A 26344-nucleotide genomic window follows, 5' to 3' on the forward strand; every position below is an offset into this window, starting at 1 on the left:
TCGCATTTGCAGCAATCGCCAACAACGAGGTTCGCGTAGCGCAGACCTGCCGAACTCAACCTTCCGCCCGGCCTATTCAATCCGCAAACTCCACAACAACCCGCCGCACCTCGCTTGGCAGAAACGGCTTCTCGATCAGCGGTCGACCGCTGCATGCAACAAATTCGCGCAATGCGGTCGTCAACATGTCGCCGGTGACGAAGACGACGCGCTCGGCTTGGTGCGGCCAGCGCTTTTCGATTTCGCGGTAGAGCGCACGGCCGTCGAGGTCGGGCATTCGCATGTCGGCAAAGATGACGTCGTAGCGCTGCAAGGCCATGCGCTCGAGTGCCTCGCGCCCCGAGGCCGCAGTGACGACGCGATGGCGCGCGCCTGCCAATATCTCTGCCAGTGTCTCGCGAACCTCTTCCTGGTCGTCGACGACCAGGATCGTGCGCGCCTGCGCGATAGGGTGTGCGGGCGGATCCTCTGCAGGGCCGCCCGTGCCGGCTTCGCCGACCGGCAGCGAGATCAGGAACGCGGCGCCGGTTTCTTTCGATTCCAGCGTGAGCGTGCCGCCGTGCGCTTCGACGAAGGCTAGGCTGACCGCAAGCCCGACGCCGGTGCCGACGCCGGTGGGCTTGGTGGTGAAGTACGGCTCGAACACGCGCGCGCGTGCCGACTCAGGAATGCCCGGCCCGTTGTCGGCCACGGCAATCAAGACCCGGTGCGTCGCGCGGTCGAAGCGGCCGGAGATGTCGATGCAGCGTGGCCCCTTGAGGTCTTGCAGCGATTGCTGCGCGTTCAGGATCAGGTTGAGCAGCACCTGATGAAGCTGGTCGGCATCTGCGTCGATCATCGGGATGTCGGCGGCCAATTCGATGGTCACCTTGATGCCGGTGGCGCGGACGGCATAGCCCGCGATGTCGAGCGCCGCGGTGATCACGTCTTCGATGGCGACCGGGCCTCGCTGTGGCGGCTCCTGCCGCGCCATGGCGAGGAAGGTGCGCACGATGCGCGCACAGCGCTCGGCCGCTGCACGGATCTTGGCCGCGGCGACCTGCGTATCCGGGTTGCCCTGTTCCTCGAGCAGCACCGCGCGCGCGACGACCACCGACAGGGGATTGTTGAGCTCGTGGGCAACGCCGGCCAGCAGCGAGCCCAGCGCGGCGAGCTTCTCTCGCTCATACGAAGACTCGCGCTCGCGCACGAGGTCGGCCTGCGCACGCTTCTTGTCAGTGATATCCCGCGCAAGTGCGAGTACCCGGTCGCGGCCATCGATCGTGACGCGCTTGCCATACAACTCGTGCCAGCGCAGCTTGCCCGAGCGGGTTCGGCACTGCCACTCGACGTGCATCGGCTCGCCGGCGACCACGCGCTCGAAATGAATCATGGCCTGTTCCTGCGTGTACGGGTAGTTCCCGGCACTGAGCGCGCCGATCGACAGCTTCCTGAATTCCTCGCGCGTGTAGCCAAAATCCGCGCAGGCCCTGGCGTTGACGTCGACGATCGCTGCGGTCTCCAGGTCATGGATGAAGATCGCGTCCTCGGTGGCGTCGAAGATCGCCCGGTAGCTTGCCTCCGAAGCGCGCAGCGCCTCGTCGGCGCGCTTGCGCTCGGTGATGTCGGTGGCGATCCCGCAAACGCCGTGGGCCCGGCCCTCGGCATCGTGCAGCGGGAACTTGATCGAGATATAGGTGTGCAGCCCGTCCTCGCGCGGCAGGGTCTCCTCGAACTCCATCGTCATGTTGCAGTCGATGACCAGTTTGTCGTGGGCGCGGTACGCCCGCGCGCGTTCCTCGCCACGCACGTCGCAGTCCAGGCGTCCGACCACGTCGGCCGATTTGAGGCCGAACACCCTTTCCCACTGCCGATTGACGAACAGGAAGCGGCCCTCGGCGTCGCGGGCGAAGATCACGGCTGTCGAGTTGTTCAAGATCTGCTGCAGCCGCTCGTCCATGGCTTCCAGCTCGCGCTGCACCTGCGCCCGCACAGCGATGTCATCGCGCAGCCGGGTCTGGGTCTGGGCGACCTGCAGCGCCATGGAATCGAACGCGCGGCCGAGCCGTCCGAGCTCGTCGTTGCCGCGCAGCCCGCTGCTCGCATCGAGGCGCCCGGCCGCCAGTTGTTCGGCGGCGCGCATGAGCCGCGCGGTGCGGCGCGTCAGCAGAAAGTGGAATACCGCCCACATCGCGAACGCGAGCATGGTCACCCAGCCGGCCCAGTACAGCGACTGCTGGATCACCTGCTCGCGTGCTTCCGCCTTGTAGCGTGCCAGGTCGTAGGCCACCAGCAGACTGCCGCTGCGCGACGGGCGCAGCGTATCGCCCTCGCTGCCGACCAGCACTGCGGCGTGCCCGATCAGCGAATTGCCGCCGGGCCCGATATCGATGCCCCAGCGGCCTTCGCGCAGCGCGCCGGCCACCTGTTCGAGCCCTTCCTGCGGGAGCACCTCGCCGATCGGCCGCCCGAGCCATGCGCGACGCGTCGCGGTGATCACCCGGCTGTGATCGTCGGTCAGCGCGGCGACGATGACGTCGTGGTTGTGGGCCAACACCGAGATCTGGTGCTGCGCCGAGGCGAGATCTCCCTTGAGCAGCAGATACTCCAGCGTGCTCTGGAGTCGCGACATCTCCTGCGCGAGGCGCTTGCGGCTGTCTTCCTGCGCCACCTGCTCGGCCTGCGGCACGTGGTAGAGCAGGTTCACCGTTGACAGCACCGCCGCAAACACCAGCAGGATCAGCGGTACCGTCACTTTCAGCGAGGTCATGGCAACAGCTTCGACAACGGCTCCGGAGCAAGCAGGCTCTCGACGTCCACGGGCGCCCGCAGGAGCTTCGCTTCGAGCATCAAATTCATCAGACGGCGGCCGCTCTGGGCCAGGGTCGGTGCCGAGCCGCCGAGCATGGCCAGATTCTCGGCCTGGTTCGGTATGCGCAGGCCCTGCAGCGCCTGCAGGAATTGATCGGCGCCGGTCTGCATTCGGATGCCCATGCGTCGCGCGGCGTCCTTCGGGTCATTGCGCATGAAATCGACCGCCGCGAACCAGCCGGTCAGAAGCGCTGCAATCGCGGGCGCGCGCTCCTGCAGCAGGCTCTTGCGCACCGCCACCAGGTCGACAATCTCGCCCGGGATCTGCGTGCTGTCGAACAGCGTGTGGCCGCCGGCACGCAGCATCTGGACGCGGTAGGGATCAAACGTCACCGCTGCATCGACCTGGCCCTTCTCGAACGCGGCGGGCTGCTCATTCGATTCCAGGTGCACCACCTGCACGTCGCCGGGCTGCATGCCCGACAGGGCGAGCGCGCGGCTGAGCACGTACGCGCCGAGCGCGCCGCCTTCCACTGCCACCGACTTGCCGGCCAGATCGCGCATCGATTTCATGCCGGCGCGGCCGATCACCGCATCGGCGCCGTGCGAGATGTCGACCACCAGCACTGCCCGCGCATCGAAACCGGCAGCGGCGAGGCCGAACAACTCGTCAAGGCTGATCACCATGCCATCGATCGCCTGGTTGCGAAATGCGCGCAGGACTTCGCTGGCCGAGGGGTACTCGACAAGCTGCACATGCGCCGGGTCGAGCCTGCCCAGCTCGCGCGCGAGGTAGAGCGGTTCGCAGCCGATCCAGACATTGGTGCCGATGCGCAGCCCGGGCTGCGCCGGGCGAGTGCAGCCACCGAGGGCGGCCAGTGTCATCCAACCGGCGCCAGCGAGCGTCCAGCGGCGGCGCGCAAGGTCGAGCGGGTCGTCCATCACATCAGTTCCCTTCGGGCACGAAAACATAGCCCTCGTTGCGCACCGTGCGGATGAAGCGCGGGTGGTCAGGATCGGGCTCGACCTTCTTGCGCAGGCGCATGACGCGCAGGTCAACACTGCGGTCGAACGGATCCCACTCGCGCGGCCTTCCCAGGTTCAGGATGCGTTCGCGCGACAAAGGACGATTCGGGTGCTGCGCCAAGGCCTTCAGCAGGTCGAACTCGAGCGGAGACATCGCGACCTCGGCACCGGCCTCGTCCGTAAGCCGGTGCGCGGCCACATCGAGCACGCAGCGCCCGATGCGCACCCGCTCGGCGCCGATCTCGGCACGGTGTGCCGCGGCGGTGCGCCGCAGCACGCTCTTGACGCGGGCTACCAGTTCGCGCGGGTCGAAAGGCTTGGGCACGTAGTCGTCTGCCCCGACCTCAAGCCCCACCACGCGGTCGACCACGGTCGCCGCGGAAGTGAGCATGATGATGGCGATCGCGGCATAGCGCTCGCGCAGATGGCGCGCGAGACTGAGACCGTCCTCGCCAGGCATGTGAATGTCGATCAGCGCGAGGTCGACCGCGCGCTCTGCCGCGTGCGTTCGCGCAGCCGCCGCGCAATCAGCACCGATGGTCGCGTAACCGTGGGCGGCGAAGTACTCCTCCAGCACCTCACGCACATCGGGCTCGTCGTCAACGATCAGGATCGTGGGCTTCGCGGGTTCTGCGGCTTGCATCTGCATGACGTCTCCTCGCTCTCCTGAAGCATATGCCTGCGCGACGCGGCCGAAAAGGTGCGCACTCTCTAGCGAAACGAAAGAAACAAAACGCCCGGGCGCCGGCCGCCCCCATCGACGGCGCTTGAAACACAAGAAACACGAGGCGTGGCCCGGCGAAATGCGGTTGCTACACGGTCTGCCTAGATTCACCAGACCCCCCAACAACCCGAGGAGCCCGTCATGAACACCGCAACCTTGCCGCAAACCATTTCCTACACCACGCTCAACCAGGACATCGGGCAAATGCCGGCATCCGATGCCCAGGCATTCGCCGCGCAGATCACGGGCGAAGTGCTCGTGCCTGGCGACGAGGCCTACGAGGAAGCACGCAGGGTGTGGAACGCAACGGTCGATCGGCGGCCAGCGCTGATCGCTCGCTGCCTGTCGGTGCGCGATGTGCAGGCCGCCGTGCGCTTTGCAGCGGCGCATCGCATGCTGCTCAGTGTCCGTGGCGGCGGCCACCACATCGCCGGCCATGCGGTGGCCGACGGCGGCCTGATGATCGATCTGTCGGGCCTGCGCGAGGTTCGTGTCGACCCGGCGGCGCGCACGGCCCGCGTGGACGCCGGCGCGCTGCTGGGTGATTTCGACCGCGCTGCGCAGGCGCACGGCCTTGCCACGCCGCTGGGCATCAACTCAACCACCGGTGTGGCCGGCCTCGCGCTGGGCGGGGGCTTCGGATGGCTGACCCGTCGCCATGGCATGACCGCCGACAACCTGGTCGGTGCCACCGTGGTCACCGCGGATGGGCGTGCGCGCACCGTGTCGGCCGAATCGGAGCCGGATCTGTTCTGGGCCCTGCGCGGCGGCGGCGGCAACTTCGGCGTCGTCACCTCCTTCGAGTTCCGGCTGCATCCGGTGGGCCCGCAGGTGTACGCCGGCCTGGTCGTCTACCCGTTCTCGCAGGCCACGAAGGTGCTGCGGGCCTGGCGTGATTTCTGCGCCAGCGCGCCCGACGAACTGAGTGTGTGGGCGGTCCTGCGAAAGGCACCTCCCCTGCCGTTCCTGCCGGCCTCCGTGCACGGCAGCGAAGTGGTGATCTTCCCGCTGGTGCACTGCGGAGCGACCGACGCCGGCGAGCGTGCGGTGGCGCCTGTGCTCGCGTTCGGCGAGCCGATTGCCGCGGCGCTGGGCCCACAGCCGTACAGCGCGTTCCAGACCGCGTTCGACCCGCTTCTTGCGCCGGGAGGCCGCAACTACTGGAAGTCGAACAACTTCAGCCGGCTCGACGACGCTGCGCTCGACGTGCTGGTGGACGCTGCCGGCCACCTGCCGGGGCCGGAGTGCGAGATTTTTGTGGCCCAGCTCGGCGGCGCGATGTCACGCGTGGATGCGGCCGCAACGCCCTTCGTCGGCCGGGATGCGCAGTTCATCATGAACGTGCATGGCCGCTGGTCGGATCCCCGCGACGACGAGCGGGTGCGTTCATGGGCGCGCCGTACCTTTGAAGCGGCGGCGCCCCATGCCACTGGAAGCGGCTACGTCAACTTCCTCACCGAAGACGAAGCCGAAAGGGTGAGCGCGAGCTACGGCGCCAACTACGCCCGGCTGCAGGCGTTGAAGCACCGCTATGACCCGGCCAACCTGTTCCGCATGAACCTGAACATCACTCCGCGGCACATGACGCAGGGCGCCGCGGTGCCCTGGAAGGCAACGCCATGACCCCCTTCGACTCCCGCGGCTGTCAGCTGTCCGGCGCCACGCCGGCCGCGCTCGCGGCCTACGAACTCGCGCTCTCGGATTTCCTGTCCTGGCGCAGCGGCGCCGCCGAGCCGCTTGATCTGGCCTTGGCGGAAGCGCCCGGGTTCGTGATGGCGCGGGTGCTCCAGGCCTACATGCGGCTGGGCAGCCGCGACCCGCGGCGCGTGCGCGAGGCGGGGCCGCTGCTCGCGGCGACCGCCGGGCTGCCGGCCAACGAGCACGAGCAGCGCCATCTTGCGGTCATCGCGCGCGTGCTCGCCGACGACTACCGCGGCGCCGTGGGCCTGCTGGACGAGGCGCTCGCGGCCCAGCCGCGCGACCTCCTCGCGCTGGCGGTAGGCCATGGCTTCGACTACCTGAGCGGTGAGACCGCGCACCTGCGCGACCGTATCGAAAGCGTCCTGCCGGCCTGGCCCACCGACCTGCCGGGCTATCACAGCGTGCGGGCGATGCACGCCTTCGGGCTGGCCGAATGCGGAGACTACGAACACGCCGAAGAAGCGGCATGCGCCGCGCTGGTTCTGAACGAGAACGACGCACGCGCCCACCACGCGATGGCGCACGTGTTCGAGATGACCGATAGACCCGACGCAGGCGTGCGCTGGCTGAACGCGCACGCGCAGCGCTGGAGCGTGGCGACGGTCGTGGCGACGCACGGCTGGTGGCACCTGGCCCTGTTTCACCTGGCGTGCGGCGAGGCCAAGAGCGCAATGGCCTTGTATGACGGCCGCATCCGGGCCGGCGGCTCGTTCGACGTGGCCGATCTGATCGACGCAACCGCGTTGTTGTGGCGCCTGCATTTGCGCGGTGTGGATACCGGCACGCGCTGGAACGAACTGAGCACGGCCTGGGAGCCGCACATTGACGATGGCTTCTGCAGCTTCAGCGACCTGCATGCGATGCTGGCCTTCGTCGGCGCCCGCGACTGGACGCGGGCGCAGCGCCTCGAGCATGCGCTGACGCGCGCCCAATCGAAGCCGACGCGCTACGGCGAGACCACGCGCCAACTCGGCCTGGCGGGGTGCCGCGGACTCATCGCTTTCGGCCGCGACGACCATCCGATGGCCATCGCGCTGCTGGCCAGCCTGCCCGGCCAGGTTCATCGCCTGGGCGGGAGCCACGCTCAACGCGACGTGCTGCACCTCACGCTGCTGCAGGCGATCGATTGCATTCGCCGTCCAGCGCGCCGGCCGTCGACGCTGCGATTCCAGAGCGCAACACATGAAACAAGACTGGCTGCTTCGCGAAATGAGGCGGCGACACCCGCGCCCTAAATTCGTTCCTACCCCTTGCTTACCGATCTGAAAGCCCTGCCATGAAGCTCCACCCAATTCTCCTCACGCTCTCGACACTCGTCGTCGCACTCGCATCTGCTGTGCTGCTGGTCACCGCCCAATCCGGGGTGATCGGCATGCAGATCCTCGCCGTTGCCCACTTCAGCGACTCATGACCGCCCATCGCTCAGTCTCCCTTTTTGAGGCTTCTCTTCCAACCGCCAATCCTTTGGCGTGGCGCATCATGTTGGAACGATTCGTTTACCCACTCTGGCGGCAGATCTCGATAACCCTGTGGGGTATTGGATCCGCCCCGGTACTGCCAGGGCGCTGGGTCTGCGCTGTTGCATGCCTGGTCGGTGTGCTGCTGGGCGGTTGCGCAAGCCTTCCGGATCAGGTGGTTCGGCGGTACTCCGAGGCGCATCGGGATGTTGCCGATTCCGCGCTGGCGCGTATTGCTGCTGCGACGCTGGCCGAAACGGGCGACCCGTCGACGCCAGCGGAGCCCAGTGCGGTGTCTGGCCTGCGCTTGCTCCCGGACGGCGATGACGCGTTCGAGGCCAGACTTGCGCTTGTGAGCGCGGCCGAGAAGAGCATCGACGCGCAGTATTACCTGGTGGCCGACGACCGCTCAGGCCGCCAGTTCCTGCGCGGTTTGGGTGATGCGGCCGCGCGCGGCGTGCGCGTGCGGCTACTTGTCGACGACCTCAACGCCGGTGCCACCAAGGGATTGCTTGCGCAACTTGCAAGCCTCAACAACGTCGAGTTGCGCATGTTCAACCCGCTGCCGGTGCGCACGGGCTCATTGCACTCCCGGGTGCTGCTGTCGTTGCACAAGCTCGACCAGGTCAACCGGCGCATGCACAACAAGCTGCTTTTGGCAGACAACAGCTTCGCCATCACCGGCGGCCGCAACATTGCCGATGAGTACTTCGGCCGCAGCAAGCCCGCCAACTTCATCGACATGGACGTGCTGATCGCCGGCTCGGCTGTGCGTGAGCTCTCCGATGTGTTCGACACCTACTGGAACAGCGCGTTGGCCTATCCGTTGCAAAGCCTCATCGATGTGGAAGGAATAGCGAAGAAGCGCACCGCCGTGCAGGCGGGCCAGCCCATGGAGTTCGTCCCGCGCGCCGCGCAGGACGACATGGAACGCGACGGCCTCGGCGCGCAACTCGCGCGGCAGCACGTCCCATTGCAGGCAGCGCGCGTGCGCGTGATTGCCGACACGGCCGCTCATCCGGAGCCAGGAACCCCGGTCGTTGCCATGCGAGAGGGCTCCGTCATGCGCGCCAACCTGGAACTGTTGCAGTCAGCGCGCCAGGAGGTACTTGTGGTTTCGCCCTACCTGATTCCGATGCCGAGCATGCTGGATGCGTTCAACGCCGCAAGCGCGGGCGGCGCCCGGATTTCGGTGGTAACCAATTCACTGGCCACGACGGACGAGCCGCTCGCGCACTATGGCTACGCACGCTATCGCGAAAAGCTCGTGCGGATGGGCATCGCGCTTTACGAGTTGATGCCGGTGAACGATCCGCGCATCGACAACTACAGCGGTACGCATCAGGGATCGCTGGCCCGCCTCCACGCAAAACTGGCAGTGGTGGACCGGCGTTGGTTCTACGTCGGTTCCATGAACATGGACAGGCGCTCGGCCCACTGCAACACGGAGTTGGGCTTGGTCGTCGAGAGCACTGCCATGGCGGGCGACCTTGTCGACATGATCCACCGCGAGCACTTCGGCGGGAGCTACAGCGTGCGCCAGCGGTTGGAGACTGGTGGAATCGAATGGGCAGCCCCCGATGGTGGGCAAGAACTCCGGATGACGCGCGATCCGGTGATCGGCTGGGCACGGCGGTTCGGCTGGTCCCTGCTTTCGTCGTTGATCGACGAAGACTATTTGTAGGCGTGCCTCACGCTCACCACTTGCCGTCCTTGGGCAGCTTCTTTTGCATGGCCGCCCCGATCAGGGTGGCCGCATCGGTGCGGTTGGCACGCCGCGCGAAATCGACGGCGGTCAGGCCTTGCTCGTTCTTCATCATCGGATCGGCGCCTTCGTCGAGCAGCAGCTTGACGCTGTCGAGCGAGCCGTACATCGCGGCCATCATCAGCGGCGTCGTGCCGTTCGGCGACTGGGCATCGATGAAGGCGAATTTATCGAGCAGCAACTTCATGATCGCGACCTGGCCGCTGGTGGCTGCGTAATGCAGCGGCGCCCAGCCGGTCTTGTTGACGTCGGCATCGCGTGCCAGCAGGCGCACCACGATGTCCTGTTGGCCCTTGATCGCGGCCAGCATCAGCGGGCTTTCGTCCTGGCTGGTGCGCGCTTCGACATTGGTTTGGGGCGAATCGAGCAGCACCTGGATCACCTTGGGTGACGGCTCGCGCAAGGCGATCAGCAGCCCGGTCTGGTTGTGCTCGTCGGGCGTGTTCGGATCGAATCCGCGCGCGATCAGGTCGCGCACCGCACCGGCGTTGTCGCCCCGCACTGCGCGAAAGAAGTCGTCATACGTTCCCGCATTCACCGCGAAAGAAACCAGAGCAAAAACAAATAGATACGAGATCTTTTTAAACAAATACTTCATGTATTGACGGCGCTGAAAAGGGTTTCGAAATTGCGGCTGGTGGCCTCGGCCACGGCCTCGACTGGCATGTGCCGCAGTTCGGCGATCTGCCTCGCCACGAAAGGCACATAGGACGGGTTGTTGGTCTTGCCGCGGTAAGGCACCGGCGCCAGATACGGGCTGTCTGTTTCGATCAGCATCCGATCCATCGGCACGAAGGCTGCCACATCACGCAGATCCTGGGCCTTCTTGAAGGTCAGGATGCCCGAAAACGAGATGTAGAACCCCAGATCGAGCGCTGCGCGTGCCACCTCGGCGGTTTCGGTAAAGCAGTGGAACACGCCACCGGCCGCATTGCCGGCGCCGGTCTCGCCCTCCTCCCTGAGGATCGCCAGCGTGTCGGCCGAGGCTTCGCGCGTATGGATGATCAGCGGCTTGCGCGTCTGCTGCGCAGCGCGGATGTGCACGCGAAAGCGGTCGCGCTGCCATTCCATGTCGGCCACGCTGCGGCCGCCCTTGCGCTCTTCCATCTGGTAATAGTCGAGGCCGGTTTCGCCGATCGCCACCACCTTGGGCAGCGCTGCGCGGCGCACCAGGTCGTCGACGCTGGGCTCCAGGATGTCTTCGTTGTCGGGATGCACGCCGACGCTGGCCCAGAAGTTGTCGTACTGCGCGGCCAGTGAGTGCACCGCATCGAATTCCTCGAGCTTGGTGCAGATGCAAAGGGCCCGGTCAACCTGCGCGGCGGCCATCGCGGCACGGATCTGCGGCAGGTCTTCGATCAGTTCAGGAAAAGTGAGGTGGCAATGGGAGTCGGTGAACATGCCCCATTGTCGCCAACTCCGCAGACCCGGCCGGGCGTGCGGACGAGCCTCAGATGGTCTGCGTGGGCCGGTCGGAAGCCATCGTGCTGCCGAGAGCTTCTTCGATGCGCGCCTTCAGCTGGCGCGATTTTTCATCGGACGGAAAGCGGATGCCGACACCCGGCGCCCGGTTTCCGGCGGCGCGCGCCGGCGTGATCCAGGCAACCTTGCCAGCCACCGGGTAACGCTGCGGATCGTCCGGCAGCGTGAGCAGCACGTAGACGTCGTCGCCCAACCGGTACTCGCGCGAGGTCGGGATGAAGATGCCACCTTCGGCAAACAGCGGAATGTAGGCCGCGTAGAGCGCGCCCTTTTCCTTGATGGCCAGCTGGATCACGCTGGGCCGCGGGGCATTGGGAGCTTGGGGTGCGGTGGTGGTGTTCATGGACGGCGTGGGGACGAGTGTAGGGTGGTTCGCGCCTCGCTCACAAGCGCCTCCAGCATCAGGCCTGCGTTGAACGGATGCTCCGCAGTTCTGGCCGCGTTCGCGAGTGACTTGGACCAGCGAGCAAGCGCCATGCCGGTCGGTGCCGGTGGCAGATCGGCCGGCTCGAAAAAGCGCGGCGCTGCGCCCTGGCCCACCGCCATCAGGTCGTGGCAGAGCTTTTGCAGTGCATCGATGGCCCGGGCCGGCGCCTGGTCGGCCAGTGCCGCCACGTCGCCGCGCGCCATGGCTTTGGGCAGCAGCGACCACGCCTTGGGCGAGCCACCGGCGCGCGCCTGGCGCAGCGCGTCGCTGGGCCGGCCGCCGGCAGCCCGCAGCAGGGCGCTCGCATCGTTCGCGGCAACGCCCTGCTCCACCAGCCAGGCCTGGCCTTGCTCGGCTGCGGGCCAGGGCAGCGTGAAGCCGATGCAGCGGCTGCGAATGGTCGGCAGCAACTGCCAGGCCGCTTCGCTGGCGAGCACGAAGCGCACGTCGCCGACCGGTTCTTCAAGGGTCTTGAGAAGTGCGTTGGCCGTGATCGCGTTCATGCGTTCGGCTGGGTACACCAGTACGACCTTGCCGCGGTCGCGCGCGCTCGTGCGCTGGGCAAAGCCAACCGCCTCGCGCATGGCCTCGACGCGGATCTCCTTGCTGGGCTTGCGCTTCTTGTCGTCGATGTCGGCCTGCGATTTCTCGTCCAGCGGCCAGCCCAGTTCCATCATGGCGACCTCGGGCATCAACACGCAGAGGTCGGCATGGGTGCGCACGTCGATCGCATGACAACTGCCGCAATGGCCACAGGCGCCTTGCTCCGTTGGCTGTTCGCAAAGCCAGGTGGCGGCGAGCGCAAGCGCCAGTTCGTACTGGCCCAGCCCTGACGGGCCCTGCAGCAGCCAGGCGTGGCCGCGCTGGCGCAGCAGTTCGACCAGCGGTGGATGCAGCCATGGCGACAGGTTGCTCATGCCAAGCCCCGTGTCGCAAGGGTGGCTTCGATCTGCTGCCACACCTGTTCGCGTGGGCGGTTCGCATCGATGCGCGCAAAGCGCACGGCGCCGGCCGCGCGATCGGCATAGCCCTGCGCCACGCGGCGGAAAAACTCCACCGGCTGCGACTCGAACTTGTCCGGCAGGCGTGCGCCGGCAAGCCGTTCGGCCGCGATTTCGGGCGGAAGGTCAAACCACAAGGTGAGCGCAGGTTGCAGCAGCGCATCGGGCTCCGGTGCCCGCCCTGCCTGCACCCAATGCTCGAGCGTCGACAGCACATCGAGCTCGAAGCCGCGCCCCGCGCCCTGGTACGCGAAGGTCGCATCGGTAAACCGGTCGCACAGCACGACGTCGCCGCGCGCCAGGGCCGGCTCGATCACCTGCAGTACATGCTCGCGCCGCGCGGCAAACACCAGCAGCGATTCGGTCAGCGCGTCCATCGGCTGCGTGAGCACCAGCGTGCGCAGGGTTTCGCCGAGCGGCGTACCGCCCGGTTCACGGGTGCGCGTCACCGCGCGGCCGCGGGCCCGGAACAGCGCCTCGAGTGCATCGATATGGCTCGACTTGCCGGCACCGTCGATGCCTTCAAGCGTCAGGAACAGGCCTCGGGTCATTGACGGTTGCGCTGGTAGCGGTTGACTGCGTTGTTGTGTTCTTCGAGCGAATTGCTGAACTGGCTGGTGCCGTCGCCACGGGACACGAAGTACAGCGACTTGCCCTGCGCCGGCTGCACAGCGGCCAGCAGCGCGGCCTTGCCGGGCATCGCGATCGGCGTCGGCGGCAGGCCGCTGCGGGTGTAGGTGTTCCAGGGCGTATCGGTCTGCAGGTCTTTCTTGCGCAGGTTGCCGTCGAAGCGCGTGCCGAGGCCATAGATGACGGTCGGATCGGTTTGCAGCGGCATGCCGACGCGCAGGCGGTTCGCGAATACCGAGGCGATCTGGGCCCGCTCGCTGGCCTTGCCTGTCTCCTTTTCGACAATGCTGGCCAGAACCAGCACCTCATCGGCCGATTTCAGCGGCAGATCGGAAGCCCGGGCGGCCCAGGCGGCTTCGAGCTTGCGATCCATCGCCCGCATGGCGCGCTGCAACAGCGCCAGATCGGTGGAGTTCTTGGAGTAGGTGTAGGTGTCCGGGAAAAAGCGGCCCTCGGGATGCTGGCCCGAACGGCCGAGCTTTTCCATGAGTGCCTGGTCGCTGAGTCCGACCGTTTCCGGCTTGAGCTGGTCGGCCTTGGCCAGCGCCGCGCGCACCTGCCGGATGTTCCAGCCTTCCACCAGCACCAGGCTGCGGGTGGCTTCCTCGCCGCGCACCAGCACGTTAAGCAGCGTGCGCGGCGTGATGCCGCGTTCCAGTTCATAGCTGCCGGCACGGATCTGCCTATCCTGCCCTGAGAACCGGAACCACCAGTAGAGCAACTGCGGCTGCACGGCCGTGCCCGTTTCGGCCACCGCCTGCGCAATGGCGCGCGGCGTGCTGCCGGGCTCGATCGACAGATCCACACTCGGGGCCGGCAGCTTGAGCGGCTGGTTCACCCACCAGAGCCCGAACGCGCCCGCGCCGAGCGCGGTCAGTGAAACGAGCAGGAACAGGGTTAGAAAGAAGCGGCGCACGGTGGAGGATGGAAAGCGGCTGGAGCGGCTCGATTGCAGACCCCGACAAGGTAGCCCTGCAAGCCGAAAGGAACGAGGCGACCATGATAATTCAGCGATGAGCTCCCCCGTCCTCCAAGGTGTCACCCCCCTCCTCTCCCATCTCGGCGTGATCCGCGCCGAGGGGCCCGACGCAGCCAGCTTCCTGCACGGCCAGCTGACGCAGGACTTCGCGCTGCTGGGTGCCGGCGAAGCCCGGCTCGCGGCGCTCTGCACGGCCAAGGGCCGCATGATCGCCAGCTTCATCGGCATCCGGCCCGAACCCGATCGCGTGCTGCTGGTCTGCAGCAAGGACATCCTGCCGGCAACGCTGAAGCGCTTGTCGATGTTCGTGCTGCGCGCCAAGCTCAAGCTCAGCGACGCGAGTGCCGAGTTCTCGCTGTACGGCCTGGCCGGCAGCGCATTGACCGCGAACGGCGTCGACGCGATGGCCGCGCCGGGCCAACGCACTGCCGTTGGCGACGCCAGCGTCGTCGCGCTCTATCCCGCCGACGGCGTGCCCCGCGCCCTGTGGATCGCACCGGCCGGCAGCGCAGCCCCGACCGGTACCACGCTCGACGCCGCCCTCTGGCAATGGAGCGAGGTGCGCAGCGGCATCGTGACGCTGACCACGCCGGTGGTCGAAGCCTTCGTCCCGCAGATGCTCAACTACGAGTCGGTCGGCGGCGTCAATTTCAAGAAGGGTTGCTATCCGGGCCAGGAGATCGTCGCGCGCAGCCAGTTTCGCGGCACGCTGAAGCGCCGGGCCTACCTGGTGACGGCAGCAGCGCCGCTGAGCACGGGCCAGGAGGTGTTCGCCCTCAACGACGCCGAGCAGCCGGTCGGCACTGTTGCGCAAGCGGCCCCCGGCCCCGATGGCCAATGGGCCGCGCTGGTGTCGATGCAGATCGCCGCACTCGACGCGGGCGGCCTGCAGGCCGGCGGCAGCGCGCTCACGCTGGAGCCGCTGCCCTATCCACTGCTCGAAGACATCTAGGCTGGATTGGCCAGCGACCGGCGCATTTCCTGGTGCGCAATGCCGGCCTCTTCGAACGGTGCCCCATGCGGCAGATAGCCCAGCCGCGCATAGAAGCGCTCGGCCGAACGCTGGGCGTGCAGCATCACCGCGGTGTCGCCGCGCGCAGCCGCCGAAGCTTCAAGCGCACGCAGAACCGCTTCGCCATGCCCGCCGCTGCGCAGTGCGCGATGCACCGCCATTCGCCCGACCCGCGCCAGCCCCGGCGCCTCGCTGACCAGGCGTCCGGTCGCGATCACCTGCCCCAACCTGTTGCGCGCAACCGCATGCACGGCCGTCAGATCGTGCTCGTCCCATTCGAGCTCGGCCGGGATGCGCTGCTCTTCAATGAACACCGCGCGCCGCAGCGCGCCGGCATCTTCGCCCAACGCGGCCCAGTCGCCGGTGGTGACATCGCGCAGGGTTTCGCCGGCCTCGTAGGCCGCGAAGATCTCGCGCAGCGCGGCGGGCACCGGCCTGGAGGTCTGCGTGGCCGGATCGGCGAACACGTAGACCAGCTCACAGCTCACGAGTAGCTCGTCGCCCCGGAACAGGCCGCCGTGGAACACGATGGACGAATTGCCCACGCGCATGGACTTCATGCCGACATCGAGCACATCGTCGACGCGTGCCGAGGCGGCGAACTCGATCGTGGCCTTGCGCACGTAGAGGTCGCCGCCCAGGCTCTCCATGGCATCCTGGTAGGGCAAGGCCAGCGCACGCCAGTAGTCGCTGATGGCGGTGTCGAAGTACATGAGGTAGTGCGCGTTGAACACGATCTTCTGCATGTCGACTTCGGCCCAGCGCACGCGCAGGCGGTGGAAAAAACGGAAATCACTGCGGGGCATCGATGTCTCCAGAGGCTCGGGGTTGTGGCAAATCGCGGCCGATTTTCGTCGAGACCACAATCGGCGGCACGACCAAGGAGACTACCCACATGCTGAAGAAGACCATGGCCGCGCTCGGCCTGCTGTTGCTGGCTGCCATTGCCTATCTCGCGCTGTGGCCGGTGCCCGTGAAGCCTGTCGCTTGGGTTGCGCCTGCTGCGCCGGGCTATGTGGGCGTGCATGCCGTCAACGACCGGCTGGCGCATCTCAACATGATCGATCTGGGCCGCGAGGAAGGCCCGGAGCACATCGTGATCGGCCCCGACGGCAAGCTCTACACCACGGTGGCCAGCGGCAACATCCTGCGTATGAACACCGACGGCAGCGCGCAGGAGGTGTTCGTCAACACCGGCGGCCGCGTGCTGGGTTTCGACTTCGACGCTGCGGGCAACCTGGTTGCCGCCGACGCCGTCAAGGGCTTGCTCTCGGTGAGCCCGGCAAGGCAGGTCACGGTGCTGGCCGACAAGGTGAATGGCCAGCCGATCCGCTATGCCGACGGCGTCGTGGTGGCGCGCAACGCGGGCGGCAAGATGTATTTCAGCGACGCGTCGACGCGTTTTGCGCCGGCCGACTGGGGTGGCACTTTCGAGGCGAGCGTGCTCGACATCGTCGAACAGGCCGCCACCGGCCGCGTTCTCGAATACGACCCGGCCACCAAGGCCACGCGCATCGTGGCCCGCGGCCTGGCGTTCGCCAACGGCGTGGCGCTGAGCGCCGACGAAAAGAGCGTGTTCGTTGCCGAAACCGGCAAGTACCGCATCTGGAAGATCAACCTCCAAGCCCGCGACCTCGACCTCGGCGCCGGCACCAGTCCTCAAGCCGTTGTGCTGCTCGACAACCTGCCCGGCTACCCCGACAACCTGATGCGCGGCCTGGACGGAAAAATCTGGGCCGGCCTGGTGAAACCGCGCAACCCGACCATCGACGGGATGGCCGACAAGCCCTTCCTGCGCAGCATGACCTTGCGCCTGCCGCGCGCGCTGTGGCCCGTACCCAAGGCGTATGGCCATGTGATCGCGTTCAACGAAGACGGCCGCGTCGTGGCCGATCTGCAGGACGCGACCGGCGCCTACCCCGAGACCACTGCCGTCACGGAAACGCGCGAGCGGCTCTACGTGCAGAGCCTGCATGCCAAGGGGCTGGGCTGGTTGAAGCGCTAGACATGACGGTCGTTCGATCGGCGATTGAGCAGGCCGGTCAACCTTGCGCAAAAATTCTCACCAGGGTCTGACGCAGCCAGCGGTTGCCCGGGTCTGACTCGAAGCGCCGGCTTGAATGCAGCGCCACGCTGAAATCCCGCAGCGGGAATGGCGGCTGGATGATGGCGTAGCCGCCCTGCTCTGCAAACCCCATGGCAATGTTGTACGGCATCACCACCGCGAGGTCGGTGGCCCGCACGATGGCGGGCAGCACCATGAAATGCTCCGTCGTCAGGCGCAGCCGGCTCTCCAGCTTCAGCATTTGCAGGATACGCAGCGTGTCGGAATGGCTGCGCACCGCCACGAATTCCAACTGATGCAGGGACTCGAGCAGTGCGGCGGGCGGGCGCTTGCGGCGGTTGAACTCCAGCGCGAACGGGTGCTTTTCGCGCAGCAGCACGATGTAGCGGTCGGTCAGCAAATGCTGGCGCTGCGTGTCCTTGACGGTGGGCAGAAAGCCGAACGCGAAGTCGATGCGGCCGCGATCCAGCGCGTCGGCAATGTCATCGGCGGGCACGGGGCTGGTCTGGATGTGTACACCTGGGGCCAGAGTGCGCAGCGCCGACATCAGTTCAGGCAGGAAGCGCGCCTCGCCGATGTCGCTCATGTGGATGCGGAAAGTCCGCTGGGACGCCAGGGGATCAAATTCCGCCAACTCGTTGAGCGCCTGCTCCAGCGTGGCCAGCGCATTGCGCACCGCGTCGGCCAGCCGCTGCGCCATGGGCGTGGGTGCCACGCCGCCGCTGGCGCGCACGAACAGCGGATCGTGCAGCAGTGCGCGCAGGCGCGTCAGCCCCTGGCTCGCCGCGGGCTGGGTCAGCTCCAATTGTTCGGCGGCCCGGCTCACGCTGTTGCAGCGGTAGACCGCATCGAACAGACGCAGCAAGTTCAGGTCAATGTCTTTGATATGCATTGTGCGCATATTACATAGTCATCTCATCTAATTGATTTATGGCCTGAGAGCGCTGAAGATGCGACCGCATTGAAACGGTGCACCGACAAATCGGGGCGCCACAGGAGACACCTATGAGCCTCAACCTCACCACCAGCGGCCAGATCACCGTGCGCGCTGCGGTACTCGACCTGCTGCGCGCCTTCGGCATGACCACCATGTTCGGCAACCCCGGCTCCACCGAACTCGCCCTGTTCCGTGACTTCCCTGCCGATTTCCGCTACGTGCTGGGCCTGCAGGAATCGGTGGTGGTGGGCATGGCCGATGGCTACGCGCAGGCCACGCACAACGCCAGCTTCGTGAACCTGCACTCGGCCGCCGGCGTGGGCCATGCGATGGGCAACATCTTCACCGCACACAAGAACCAGACGCCGATGGTGGTCACCGCCGGCCAGCAGTCACGTTCCATCCTGCCGTTCGACCCCTTCCTGTTCTCGGGCCAGGCGACGGAACTGCCCAAGCCCTACGTCAAATGGAGCGTGGAGCCGGCCCGCGCCGAAGACGTGCCGCTGGCTCTCGCACGCGCCTACTACATCGCCATGCAGGAGCCGCGCGGTCCGGTGCTGGTGTCGATTCCCGCCGATGACTGGGACTGCCTCACCGAGCCGGTGCTGCCGCGTGTGGTGAGCACCGAGTTCCGGCCCGAGCCCGTGGTGCTTGGCCAGATCGGCGACGCGCTGGACGCGAGCCGCCGCCCGGCCTTCGTGGTGGGCACGGCGGTGGATCGCTGCCAGGCCTGGGATGCGGTGGTGGCCCTGGCCGAACGGCACAACGCCAGCGTATGGGTGGCGCCGATGTCGGGGCGCTGCGGCTTCCCCGAAGACCACCGCCTGTTCGCCGGCTTCCTGCCGGCCATGCGCGAGAAGATCGTGGAGTTGCTCGGCGGGCACGACTACATCTTCGCGGTCGGCGCGCCCGCCTTTATCTACCACGTGGAAGGCCATGGGCCGCACGTGCCCGCCGGCGCCACGCTGGGCCAGCTGATCGACGATCCGACCATCGCCGCCTGGACCCCGATGGGCACCTCCGCCGTGGGCAACATCCGCCTGGGCGTGCTGGATCTGCTGGCCCGACCCGCCCCCGCGCTACGCGCCCTGCCCGCCCCGCGCGCCGCCCGGCCCCTGGCCACCGCGCCCGAGAGCGGCGAATTGATGTCGGTCGCCTATGTGCTCCAGACGCTGGCCGGCCTGCGCGCGCGCGACAGCATCGTGGTCGAGGAGGCACCCACGGCGCGCTCGGTGATGCATGCGTACCTGCCGATGCTCGAAAGCGGCGGCTTCTACACCATGTGCAGTGGCGGGCTGGGCCACAGCATGCCTGCCGCGGTGGGCGTGGCACTGGCCGAGGCACAGGCGAACAGCGGGCGAAAGGTGATCGCCGTGATCGGCGACGGCTCCAGCATGTACTCCATCCAGGCGCTCTGGAGCGCGGCTCAGCTGAACCTGCCGATCACCTTTGTGATTTTGAAGAACGGCCGCTACGCCGCCTTGCAAGACTTCGCGCCGGTGTTCGGCTTCCAGCCCGGCGAGGTCCTGCAGGGCACCGACCTGCCCGGCATGGATTTCGTCGCGCTGGCGCGTGGTCAGGGCTGCGAGGCGGTGGCGGTGCGCGACGCCGGCCAGCTCGCCGACGTCCTGCGCGCAGCCCTTGCCGCGACGCGTCCCACGCTGGTCGAGGTGGAGGTGGCCTGACGGCTGCCCCAGTTTTCTTTCAACTGACAACCGAGACAAACAAAGATGACCGCCATCCGGCTAATGATCAACGGCGAAGCCACCGCCGCTCGCAACGGCGCTACCTTCGAGCGCCGCAACCCGTTGGACGGCAGTGTGGCCACCGTTGCGCCAGCTGCCACCGTGCAGGACGCGGTGGCCGCCGTGGAGGCCGCTGCCAAGGCATTCCCAGCCTGGTCGGCCAAGGGCCCCGGTGAACGCCGTGCGTTGCTGGCCAAGGCCGCACACGCGCTCGAAGCCAAGGCCCCGGCCTTCATCGCCGCCATGGCCGCCGAAACCGGCGCCTCCGGCCTCTGGGCCGGCTTCAACGTGCACCTGGCCGCGGGCATCCTGCAGGAAGCCGCTGCGCTGACCACCCAGATCAATGGCGAGGTGATTCCCTCCGACGTGCCAGGCAGCCTGTCCATGGGCGTCCGCCAGGCCGCTGGCGTGGTGCTGGGCATGGCGCCGTGGAACGCGCCGGTGATTCTGGCCACGCGCGCCATCGCCGTACCGCTGGCCTGCGGCAACACCGTGGTGCTGAAAGCCTCGGAACTCTGCCCCGCCACCCACGGCCTGATCATCGAGGCGCTTCAGGAAGCCGGTCTGCCTCCGGGCGTGGTCAACTTCATCACCAACGCCCCGGCCGACGCTGCGGCCGTGGTCGAGGCCATGATCGCCCACCCGGCGGTGCGCCGCGTCAACTTCACCGGCTCCACCCACGTGGGCCGCATCATCGCTGGCACCTGCGCCAAATACCTCAAGCCGGTAGTGCTGGAACTCGGCGGCAAGGCCCCGCTGCTGGTACTGGACGACGCCGACCTCGACGCCGCAGTGAACGGCGCGGCCTTCGGCGCCTTCGCCAACTCGGGCCAGATCTGCATGTCCACCGAGCGCATCATCGTTGACGCCCGGATCGCCGATGCCTTTGTCGCCAAGCTTGCAGCCAAGGCCTCCGGGCTGCCGCTGGGCGATCCGCGAGACAGCTCCAAAGGCCCTGTCGTGCTCGGCTCGGTGGTCGACATGACCACCGTGCAGCGCTGCAACGCGCTGATCGACGACGCGCTGGCCAAGGGCGCGAAGCTGCTGTGCGGCGGCAAGGCCGACAACACGTTGATGCCCGCCACGCTGCTCGACCACGTCACGCCGGAGATGAAGATCTACAGCGAGGAATCCTTCGGCCCCGTGAAAGGCATCGTGCGCGTCAATGGCGTGGACGAAGCCGTGGCCTGCGCCAACGACAACGCATATGGCTTGTCCAGCGCAGTGTTCGGTCGCGACGTGGCGCGTGCGCTGCAAGTGGCGGGCCGCATCCAGTCGGGCATCTGCCACGTCAACGGCCCCACCGTGCACGACGAGCCGCAGATGCCGTTCGGCGGCGTCAAGGCCAGCGGCATCGGCAGTTTCGGCGGCAGGGCCGGCATCGAGGCCTTCACCGATCTGCGCTGGATCACGGTGCAGACCACGCCTCGCCATTACCCGTTCTGAGACCTGCCCGGTGCCCGCTTCCACCAACCCACGCCGGATCGGGATCCTTGGCGCCGGCGCCATGGGCACGCTGTTCGGCGCGCGCCTGGCCAGCGCCGGTTTTGCGGTGACCCTGGTCGACGTGAACGACACGCTGCTCGCCACGCTGCGCCGCGAGGGCGCACGCTGCACCACCGACGACGGCCTGCTGCGCGCGCCGGTCGAGGCACTGCGCGCCGATCAGCTCGAGGCCGGCCCCGCGCTGTGGCTGGTGTTCACCAAATCAGCCCACACCCGCGCGGCACTGCAGAGCATCGCCCACCTGGTCGATCCCGGCACGCATTTCCTGAGCCTGCAGAACGGCATCGGGCACGCCGAGGTGCTGCAGGATTTTGCTGCCACCAACCGCATCGCCGTGGGCGTCACCACCTGGCCGGCACGCCTGCTGGGGCACGGCGAGGTCAGTTCGCTGGGCCAGGGCGGCATCCGCTTCATGCCCTCCGACGGCCAGCCCAGCGCCGTGTTCGCGCAACTCGCCGCCGACCTCAATCTGGCCGGTCTGAACAGCCGGCTCGACCCGCAGGTGCGGGAAGCCATCTGGGAAAAGCTGGCCTTCAACGCCGCCTTCAACGGCGTTTGCGGCGTCACGCGCCAGACCGTGGACGGCCTGGCCAACCCAATGGGCCAGGGCTTGCTGGACAGCGTGCTCGACGAGGTGCTGGCGGTGGCCCAGGCCCATGGCGTGGCTGCCAGCGCCGAACGCGTGCGCGCCGCGGTGCAGGATGCCCTGATCCACCATCAGGGCCACCAGCCCTCGATGCTGCAGGATCTGCTGGCCGGCCGCGCCACCGAGGTTGGCGCCATCCACGGCGCCGTGCTGCAGGTGGCCGAGCGCCTGGGCATCGCCGTGCCGGTGACGCGCACCCTGTACCAGCTCGTGAGCCTGTGCGAGCGCGCGCCGCCGCGCCCGGGCGGCTGAGCCGCTTCCGTGCCCGCTTTTTCCCGACAGCAGATTCGCATCAGCAACCCCCAAGGAGACAAAGAAATGCGCAGAAACCTACTGAAAGCCGGCTTGGCGCTGGGCGTGCAACTGGCGCTGGGCGGCGGGGCCGCCCTGGCCCAGGGCTCGGACAAACCCATCGAATGGGTGGTCGGCTTCGCCGCCGGCGGTGGTTCCGACGCGGTCGCCCGCTCCGTGGCCGAGGCCATGGGCAAATCGCTCGGCCGCGGCATCATCGTCACCAACAAGCCAGGCGCTGGCACCAACATCGCCGCCGAATACGCGGCGCATTCGCGCGACTTGGGCAACATCGTCTTTACCGCCGACTTCGCCACCCTGGCGGCGAATCCGCATCTGTTCAGCAAGCTCGCCTACAACGCGGAGAAAGACTTCGTACCAGTCGGTCTGCTGGCGCGTTTTCCGCTGTTCCTGGCGGTCAACAACCAGTTGCCAGTGCAGAATTTCAAGGATTTTCTGGCCTGGGCCAAGGCCAACCCCACCCAACTCAACTACGCCAGCCCTGGCCTGGGTACGCCGCACCACCTTGCCACCGAACTGCTGGCCCAGCGCCTGGGCCTGAAGATGTCGCACGTGCCCTACCGCGGCGGCGCACCGGCCATCCTGGACGTGATCGGCGGGCAAGTGCCGTTCATGCTGATCGACAGCGCCAGCGTCGTGCAGCACATGGCAGCGGGCAAGGTGCGCGTGATCGGCGTGGCCAATGCCCAGCGGCTCAAGGGCTACCCGCAGATTCCGACCCTGGCCGAGCAGGGCGTCAGCGACTTCGAAGCCTATGCCTGGCAGGGCCTGGTCGCGCCCACCGGCACCGCGTCCGAGACCGTCAACACCTGGTCGCAGGCGCTGCAAACGGCGCTGAAGTCACCGGCGGTGCTTGCCCGCTTCGACGCGCTGGCGCTGGAGCCCCTGCCCGGCACCCCGGCACAGATGCTGGCCTACTGGCGCAGCGAGCGCAGCAAGTGGGGCCAGCTCATCCAGAGCGTCGGCATCAAGCTCGACTGATGCGCGCCTGCGGGCACCCTGACCGGCACGACCACCCCCATGCTGCTGAACACCCACGACTACCACCGCCTGGCGCGGCGCCGGCTGCCGCGCTTCGTCTACGAGTACCTGGCCGGTGGCGCCGAGGATGAACACTGCCTGCGCCGCAACAGCGAAGACCTGGCGCGGCTCCAGCTGCTGCCCACCTGCCTGCGCGACACCAGCAGCGTCGACACAACGATCGAGCTCTTCGGCCAGCGCTGGCAGGCGCCGTTCGCGCTCGCTCCGATCGGCCTGTGCGGCCTGGTGCGCCCCGGCGGCGACCGCATGATGGCCCGGGCCGCCGCGGGCGCGGGGGTACCGCACATCCTTTCCACCGCGTCCAACGCGCGGCTCGAAGCACTGCACGACGGCCCGGCACCGGCGCTGCAGTGGATGCAGCTCTATGTGATGTCCGAACGCAGCATCGCCGCGCAGATCGTGCGCCGCGCCAAGGCCGCAGGCTTTGGCGCACTGGTGCTCACGGTCGATGTCCCCGTCAGTGGCGCGCGAGAGCGCGACGCACGCAACCATTTCAAATTGCCGTTCCGGCCCACGCCGGGCCTGGTGCTCGACATCCTGCGCCACCCCGGCTGGCTGTGGCGCCTGGCGTGCGGCGGCGCGCCGAGCTTCGTCAACATGTCGGCCGACGGCGCCCCGGGTTCGACGGAGGCGCAGGCCGCGCTGCTGGCGCGCGAGATGGATCGCCGTCTGGACTGGGACAGCCTGCATTGGCTGCGCCGGCTGTGGGACGGTCCGCTGCTGCTCAAGGGTGTGCTGCATCCGGCCGACGCGCGGCGTGCCCTGGCGCAGGGGGTGGACGGTTTGATCGTCTCGAACCACGGCGGCCGCCAGTTCGATGCGGCGCCTTCCAGCATCACTGCGTTGCCCGCCGTCCTGGATGCCGTGGGCGCACGCATGCCCGTGCTCGTGGACGGCGGTTTTCGCCGCGGCAGCGACGTGGTCAAGGCGCTGGCCTTGGGGGCCAAGGCTGTGCTCCTGGGACGCCCTCCGGTTTATGGCCTGGCCAGTGGCGGCGAACAAGGCGTTGCGGCGGTGCTGGCTCTGCTGCGGCAAGAGATCGAACGCAGCATGGTGCTTCTTGGCGCAGCGTCCATTGGCGATGTGGGCCACCATCACATGATGGCAGCGATCCCGTCACACACCTGAAACCGCATTCCCCCGACAAGGAGACTTCCATGTACAAGGCCCTTTCCCAACCTCGCCGCACACTGGCCGTGGCCGTTGTTGCACTGCTTGCCGCCGCCTTGGGCGCAGGGGTGCACACCGCGGCCATCGCTGACACCTGGCCCACCAAGCCGGTACGCCTGATCGTCAACTTCCCCGCGGGCGGCGCGGCCGACCAGATCGCGCGAGCCATCTCGCTGCCCTTGCAGGAGGCGCTGGGCCAACCCGTGCTGGTCGACAACCGCGGCGGCGCGGGCGGCAACCTGGGCGGCGACATCGCGGCCAAGGCACCGGCCGACGGCTACACGCTGCTGATGAGTTCCGGCGGCATGGTCTCGGTCAATCCCCACATCTACGCCAAGATGCCGTTCGACCCGGCCAAGGATCTGATTCCCGTGGCAGCCGCCGCTCGTGTGCTGGTGTTCCTGGAGACACGCAGCGACCTGCCGGCCAGAACCGTGAAGGAGTTCATGGCCTATCTGAAGGCCAACCCCGGCAAGCTGTCCTATGGGTCGCCGGGCAACGGCAGCTCGCCGCATTTGGCGGGGGAGCTTTTCAAGGACATGGCTGGTCTCTACGCCGTCCATGTTCCCTACCGTGGCGCCGCGCCCGCCATGCAGGATCTGCTGGGCGGCCAGATCGACTTCATGTTCGACCCGGGCATCGGCCTGAGCCAGGTTCGCGCCGGGAAGCTCAAGCTGCTGGCCGTGGGCAGCCTCAAGCGCTCGCCGCTCTTCCCCGACGTTCCCACGCTCGATGAAGTGGGTCTCAAGGGATTCGACGCCGACACGCTGTTCGGGGTCTATGCTCCGGCAGGCACCTCCCCCGAGATCGTCAGCCGGCTCAATCGCGAGATCAACAAGATCCTGGCGTCACCTGCCTTCAAGGACCGCATCAGCGCGATGGGCGGTGCCCCAGCCCCGATGAGCCCGGCCGAGTTCGGTGCACGCGCTGCAGAAGATGGCGTGCGCTTCGGCAGCCTGATCAAGGCGCGTGGAATCCGTGGCGATTGATCTGATCAAGCTCGACAGCTAAGGCGCGAGCGCCTCGCGCAGCGCTCGCGCCGCGTGGGCCTGCGCGGTCAGCGCCTCGGGAATGGCGCGGCCCATCTTGACGAACTCGTGGATCACGCCGCGGTAGATCTCGATGTCGACCGGCACACCGGCCGCGCGCAGCTTGTCGGCATAGGCAATGCCTTCGTCGACCAGCGGATCGCATTCGGCCAGGCCGATCCAGGCCGGCGCGACGCCCTCCACATCGTCTGCATGGAGCGGCGCGAAGCGCCAGTCTTCGCGGTCGGCCCGGCTGCGCACATAGCCGGCGAAGAAGTAGCTGATCAGCGCTTCGGTCAGCAGCGGGCCGTTGGCAAAGAGGCGGTGCGAGCGGGTGTCCTGGTGCGCTGCCAGGCCCGGGTAGAGCAGCAGTTGCAGCGCGACCGGCAACCCGGTATCGCGCGCCATGATCGCCCCCGCCGCGGCGAGCGTTCCGCCGGCACTGTCGCCGCCCAGCGCAAGCCGGCGGCTGTCGACGCCGAGCTTTGCGCCCTGCTTCGCGATGAACTGCACCGCATCCCACGCATCGTCCGACGCGGTCGGAAACTTGTGTGCCGGCGCAAGCCGGTAGTCGACCGAGACCACGGCACAGCCGCTGTCGCGGCTCAACACGCGGCACAGCGTGTCGTGCGTGCGGATGCTGCCCACCGTGAAGCCGCCACCATGGAAGTACACCAGCACGGGGAGCACGGCGCGTGAAGGCGCATAGAGCCGGGCCGGAATCGCGTGGCCGTCGCGCGCCGCGATGCTGAAATCGTCGACCCGATCCAGCGCGGGCTTCGGAACCTCGAGCACGCCCGCGCCCTTCTCGTATGCCGCCTTGGCCTGGTCGGGCGTGAGTGCGTCGAGCGGCGGATGGCCGGCGCGCGCCATGCGCTCGACCACGCCCGCCATCTTCGG

At 67.6% G+C, this 26344-nt stretch carries 24 protein-coding genes; 12 read left to right on the plus strand and 12 right to left on the minus strand.

Annotated elements, in window-relative coordinates:
* Positions 1–76: 76 nt before the first annotated feature.
* From ACSFA8_RS15575 to ACSFA8_RS15585, 3 genes are read right to left on the minus strand one after another with little or no spacing between them, the layout of a single operon-like run.
* Positions 77–2749, minus strand: a complete 2673-nt coding sequence (locus tag ACSFA8_RS15575) for a PAS domain S-box protein (RefSeq protein WP_435480403.1) — start codon at positions 2747–2749, stop codon at positions 77–79.
* The gene (locus ACSFA8_RS15580) at positions 2746–3732 is read right to left on the minus strand and encodes an ABC transporter substrate-binding protein (RefSeq protein ID WP_435480404.1); all 987 of its coding nucleotides are present in this window, start codon (positions 3730–3732) and stop codon (positions 2746–2748) included. The genes ACSFA8_RS15575 and ACSFA8_RS15580 overlap by 4 nt, the downstream gene beginning before the upstream one ends.
* Positions 3733–3736: 4 nt before the next feature.
* Positions 3737–4465 carry a response regulator gene (locus ACSFA8_RS15585; RefSeq protein ID WP_435480405.1) on the minus strand — a complete coding sequence of 243 codons (729 nt, stop codon included), beginning with the start codon at positions 4463–4465 and terminating at the stop codon, positions 3737–3739.
* A gap of 270 nt (positions 4466–4735) precedes the next feature.
* Between ACSFA8_RS15585 and ACSFA8_RS15590 the strand changes: the two genes are divergently transcribed.
* From ACSFA8_RS15590 to ACSFA8_RS15605, 4 genes are read left to right on the plus strand one after another with little or no spacing between them, the layout of a single operon-like run.
* Positions 4736–6163 carry an FAD-binding oxidoreductase gene (locus tag ACSFA8_RS15590; protein WP_435480478.1) on the plus strand — a complete coding sequence of 476 codons (1428 nt, stop codon included), beginning with the start codon at positions 4736–4738 and terminating at the stop codon, positions 6161–6163.
* Entirely contained in the window at positions 6160–7476 is a 1317-nt protein-coding gene (locus tag ACSFA8_RS15595; RefSeq protein WP_435480406.1) for a tetratricopeptide repeat protein, read from the plus strand. The genes ACSFA8_RS15590 and ACSFA8_RS15595 overlap by 4 nt, the downstream gene beginning before the upstream one ends.
* Positions 7477–7517: 41 nt before the next feature.
* Entirely contained in the window at positions 7518–7652 is a 135-nt protein-coding gene (locus ACSFA8_RS15600) for a hypothetical protein (protein ID WP_435480407.1), read from the plus strand.
* Entirely contained in the window at positions 7649–9382 is a 1734-nt protein-coding gene (locus ACSFA8_RS15605; RefSeq protein ID WP_435480408.1) for a phospholipase D-like domain-containing protein, read from the plus strand. Before ACSFA8_RS15600 ends, ACSFA8_RS15605 begins: the two co-directional genes overlap by 4 nt.
* Positions 9383–9395: 13 nt before the next feature.
* Here the strand turns inward: ACSFA8_RS15605 and ACSFA8_RS15610 are convergent, their stop codons facing one another.
* From ACSFA8_RS15610 to mltG, 6 genes are read right to left on the minus strand one after another with little or no spacing between them, the layout of a single operon-like run.
* A complete protein-coding gene (locus ACSFA8_RS15610) occupies positions 9396–10061 on the minus strand; it encodes an ankyrin repeat domain-containing protein (protein ID WP_435480409.1) in 666 nt (221 codons plus the stop codon).
* Positions 10058–10864: a TatD family hydrolase gene (locus ACSFA8_RS15615; protein ID WP_435480410.1), complete on the minus strand. Its 807-nt coding sequence runs from the start codon at positions 10862–10864 to the stop codon at positions 10058–10060. Before ACSFA8_RS15615 ends, ACSFA8_RS15610 begins: the two co-directional genes overlap by 4 nt.
* 49 nt (positions 10865–10913) lie before the next feature.
* Positions 10914–11288, minus strand: a complete 375-nt coding sequence (locus tag ACSFA8_RS15620; protein ID WP_286544272.1) for a PilZ domain-containing protein — start codon at positions 11286–11288, stop codon at positions 10914–10916.
* Positions 11285–12289: a DNA polymerase III subunit delta' gene (locus ACSFA8_RS15625; protein ID WP_435480411.1), complete on the minus strand. Its 1005-nt coding sequence runs from the start codon at positions 12287–12289 to the stop codon at positions 11285–11287. The genes ACSFA8_RS15620 and ACSFA8_RS15625 overlap by 4 nt, the downstream gene beginning before the upstream one ends.
* Positions 12286–12924, minus strand: a complete 639-nt coding sequence (gene tmk, locus ACSFA8_RS15630) for a dTMP kinase (protein ID WP_435480412.1) — start codon at positions 12922–12924, stop codon at positions 12286–12288. The genes ACSFA8_RS15625 and tmk overlap by 4 nt, the downstream gene beginning before the upstream one ends.
* The gene (mltG, locus tag ACSFA8_RS15635) at positions 12921–13919 is read right to left on the minus strand and encodes an endolytic transglycosylase MltG (protein WP_435480413.1); all 999 of its coding nucleotides are present in this window, start codon (positions 13917–13919) and stop codon (positions 12921–12923) included. The genes tmk and mltG overlap by 4 nt, the downstream gene beginning before the upstream one ends.
* A gap of 97 nt (positions 13920–14016) precedes the next feature.
* On the opposite strand from mltG, the gene ygfZ reads away from it, so the two are divergent.
* Positions 14017–14934 carry a CAF17-like 4Fe-4S cluster assembly/insertion protein YgfZ gene (ygfZ, locus tag ACSFA8_RS15640; protein ID WP_435480414.1) on the plus strand — a complete coding sequence of 306 codons (918 nt, stop codon included), beginning with the start codon at positions 14017–14019 and terminating at the stop codon, positions 14932–14934.
* Here ygfZ and ACSFA8_RS15645 read toward each other — a convergent pair.
* Positions 14931–15800, minus strand: a complete 870-nt coding sequence (locus ACSFA8_RS15645; RefSeq protein WP_435480415.1) for a YbgC/FadM family acyl-CoA thioesterase — start codon at positions 15798–15800, stop codon at positions 14931–14933. The genes ygfZ and ACSFA8_RS15645 overlap by 4 nt on opposite strands.
* 89 nt (positions 15801–15889) lie before the next feature.
* Between ACSFA8_RS15645 and ACSFA8_RS15650 the strand changes: the two genes are divergently transcribed.
* On the plus strand, positions 15890–16999 hold the full coding sequence (locus ACSFA8_RS15650) for an SMP-30/gluconolactonase/LRE family protein (protein WP_435480416.1): 1110 nt from the start codon (positions 15890–15892) through the stop codon (positions 16997–16999).
* 37 nt (positions 17000–17036) lie between these two features.
* Here the strand turns inward: ACSFA8_RS15650 and ACSFA8_RS15655 are convergent, their stop codons facing one another.
* On the minus strand, positions 17037–17951 hold the full coding sequence (locus tag ACSFA8_RS15655) for a LysR family transcriptional regulator (protein WP_435480417.1): 915 nt from the start codon (positions 17949–17951) through the stop codon (positions 17037–17039).
* A 113-nt stretch (positions 17952–18064) separates the two neighbouring features.
* Here ACSFA8_RS15655 and mdlC point away from each other — a divergent pair, with 113 nt between their 5' ends.
* From mdlC to ACSFA8_RS15685, 6 genes are all read left to right on the plus strand, one after another.
* Complete coding sequence (gene mdlC / locus ACSFA8_RS15660; protein ID WP_435480418.1) at positions 18065–19681, plus strand: benzoylformate decarboxylase; 1617 nt, start codon at positions 18065–18067, stop codon at positions 19679–19681.
* Positions 19682–19726: 45 nt separating this feature from the next.
* Positions 19727–21187 carry an aldehyde dehydrogenase gene (locus ACSFA8_RS15665; RefSeq protein ID WP_435480419.1) on the plus strand — a complete coding sequence of 487 codons (1461 nt, stop codon included), beginning with the start codon at positions 19727–19729 and terminating at the stop codon, positions 21185–21187.
* A 10-nt stretch (positions 21188–21197) separates the two neighbouring features.
* On the plus strand, positions 21198–22145 hold the full coding sequence (locus tag ACSFA8_RS15670; RefSeq protein ID WP_435480420.1) for a ketopantoate reductase family protein: 948 nt from the start codon (positions 21198–21200) through the stop codon (positions 22143–22145).
* Between the two features lie 66 nt (positions 22146–22211).
* The gene (locus ACSFA8_RS15675) at positions 22212–23186 is read left to right on the plus strand and encodes a Bug family tripartite tricarboxylate transporter substrate binding protein (protein ID WP_435480421.1); all 975 of its coding nucleotides are present in this window, start codon (positions 22212–22214) and stop codon (positions 23184–23186) included.
* Positions 23187–23225: 39 nt separating this feature from the next.
* Complete coding sequence (locus ACSFA8_RS15680) at positions 23226–24374, plus strand: alpha-hydroxy acid oxidase (RefSeq protein WP_435480422.1); 1149 nt, start codon at positions 23226–23228, stop codon at positions 24372–24374.
* Between the two features lie 29 nt (positions 24375–24403).
* Positions 24404–25405 (plus strand): Bug family tripartite tricarboxylate transporter substrate binding protein, encoded by a 1002-nt coding sequence (locus ACSFA8_RS15685; protein ID WP_435480423.1) that lies wholly within the window; start codon positions 24404–24406, stop codon positions 25403–25405.
* A gap of 18 nt (positions 25406–25423) precedes the next feature.
* On the opposite strand, the gene ACSFA8_RS15690 is transcribed toward ACSFA8_RS15685, so the two are convergent.
* Positions 25424–26338 carry an alpha/beta hydrolase gene (locus ACSFA8_RS15690; RefSeq protein ID WP_435480479.1) on the minus strand — a complete coding sequence of 305 codons (915 nt, stop codon included), beginning with the start codon at positions 26336–26338 and terminating at the stop codon, positions 25424–25426.
* Between the last annotated feature and the right edge of the window lie 6 nt (positions 26339–26344).

The organism is Variovorax nitratireducens, assembly GCF_051216545.1.
Lineage (GTDB): Bacteria > Pseudomonadota > Gammaproteobacteria > Burkholderiales > Burkholderiaceae_C > Variovorax.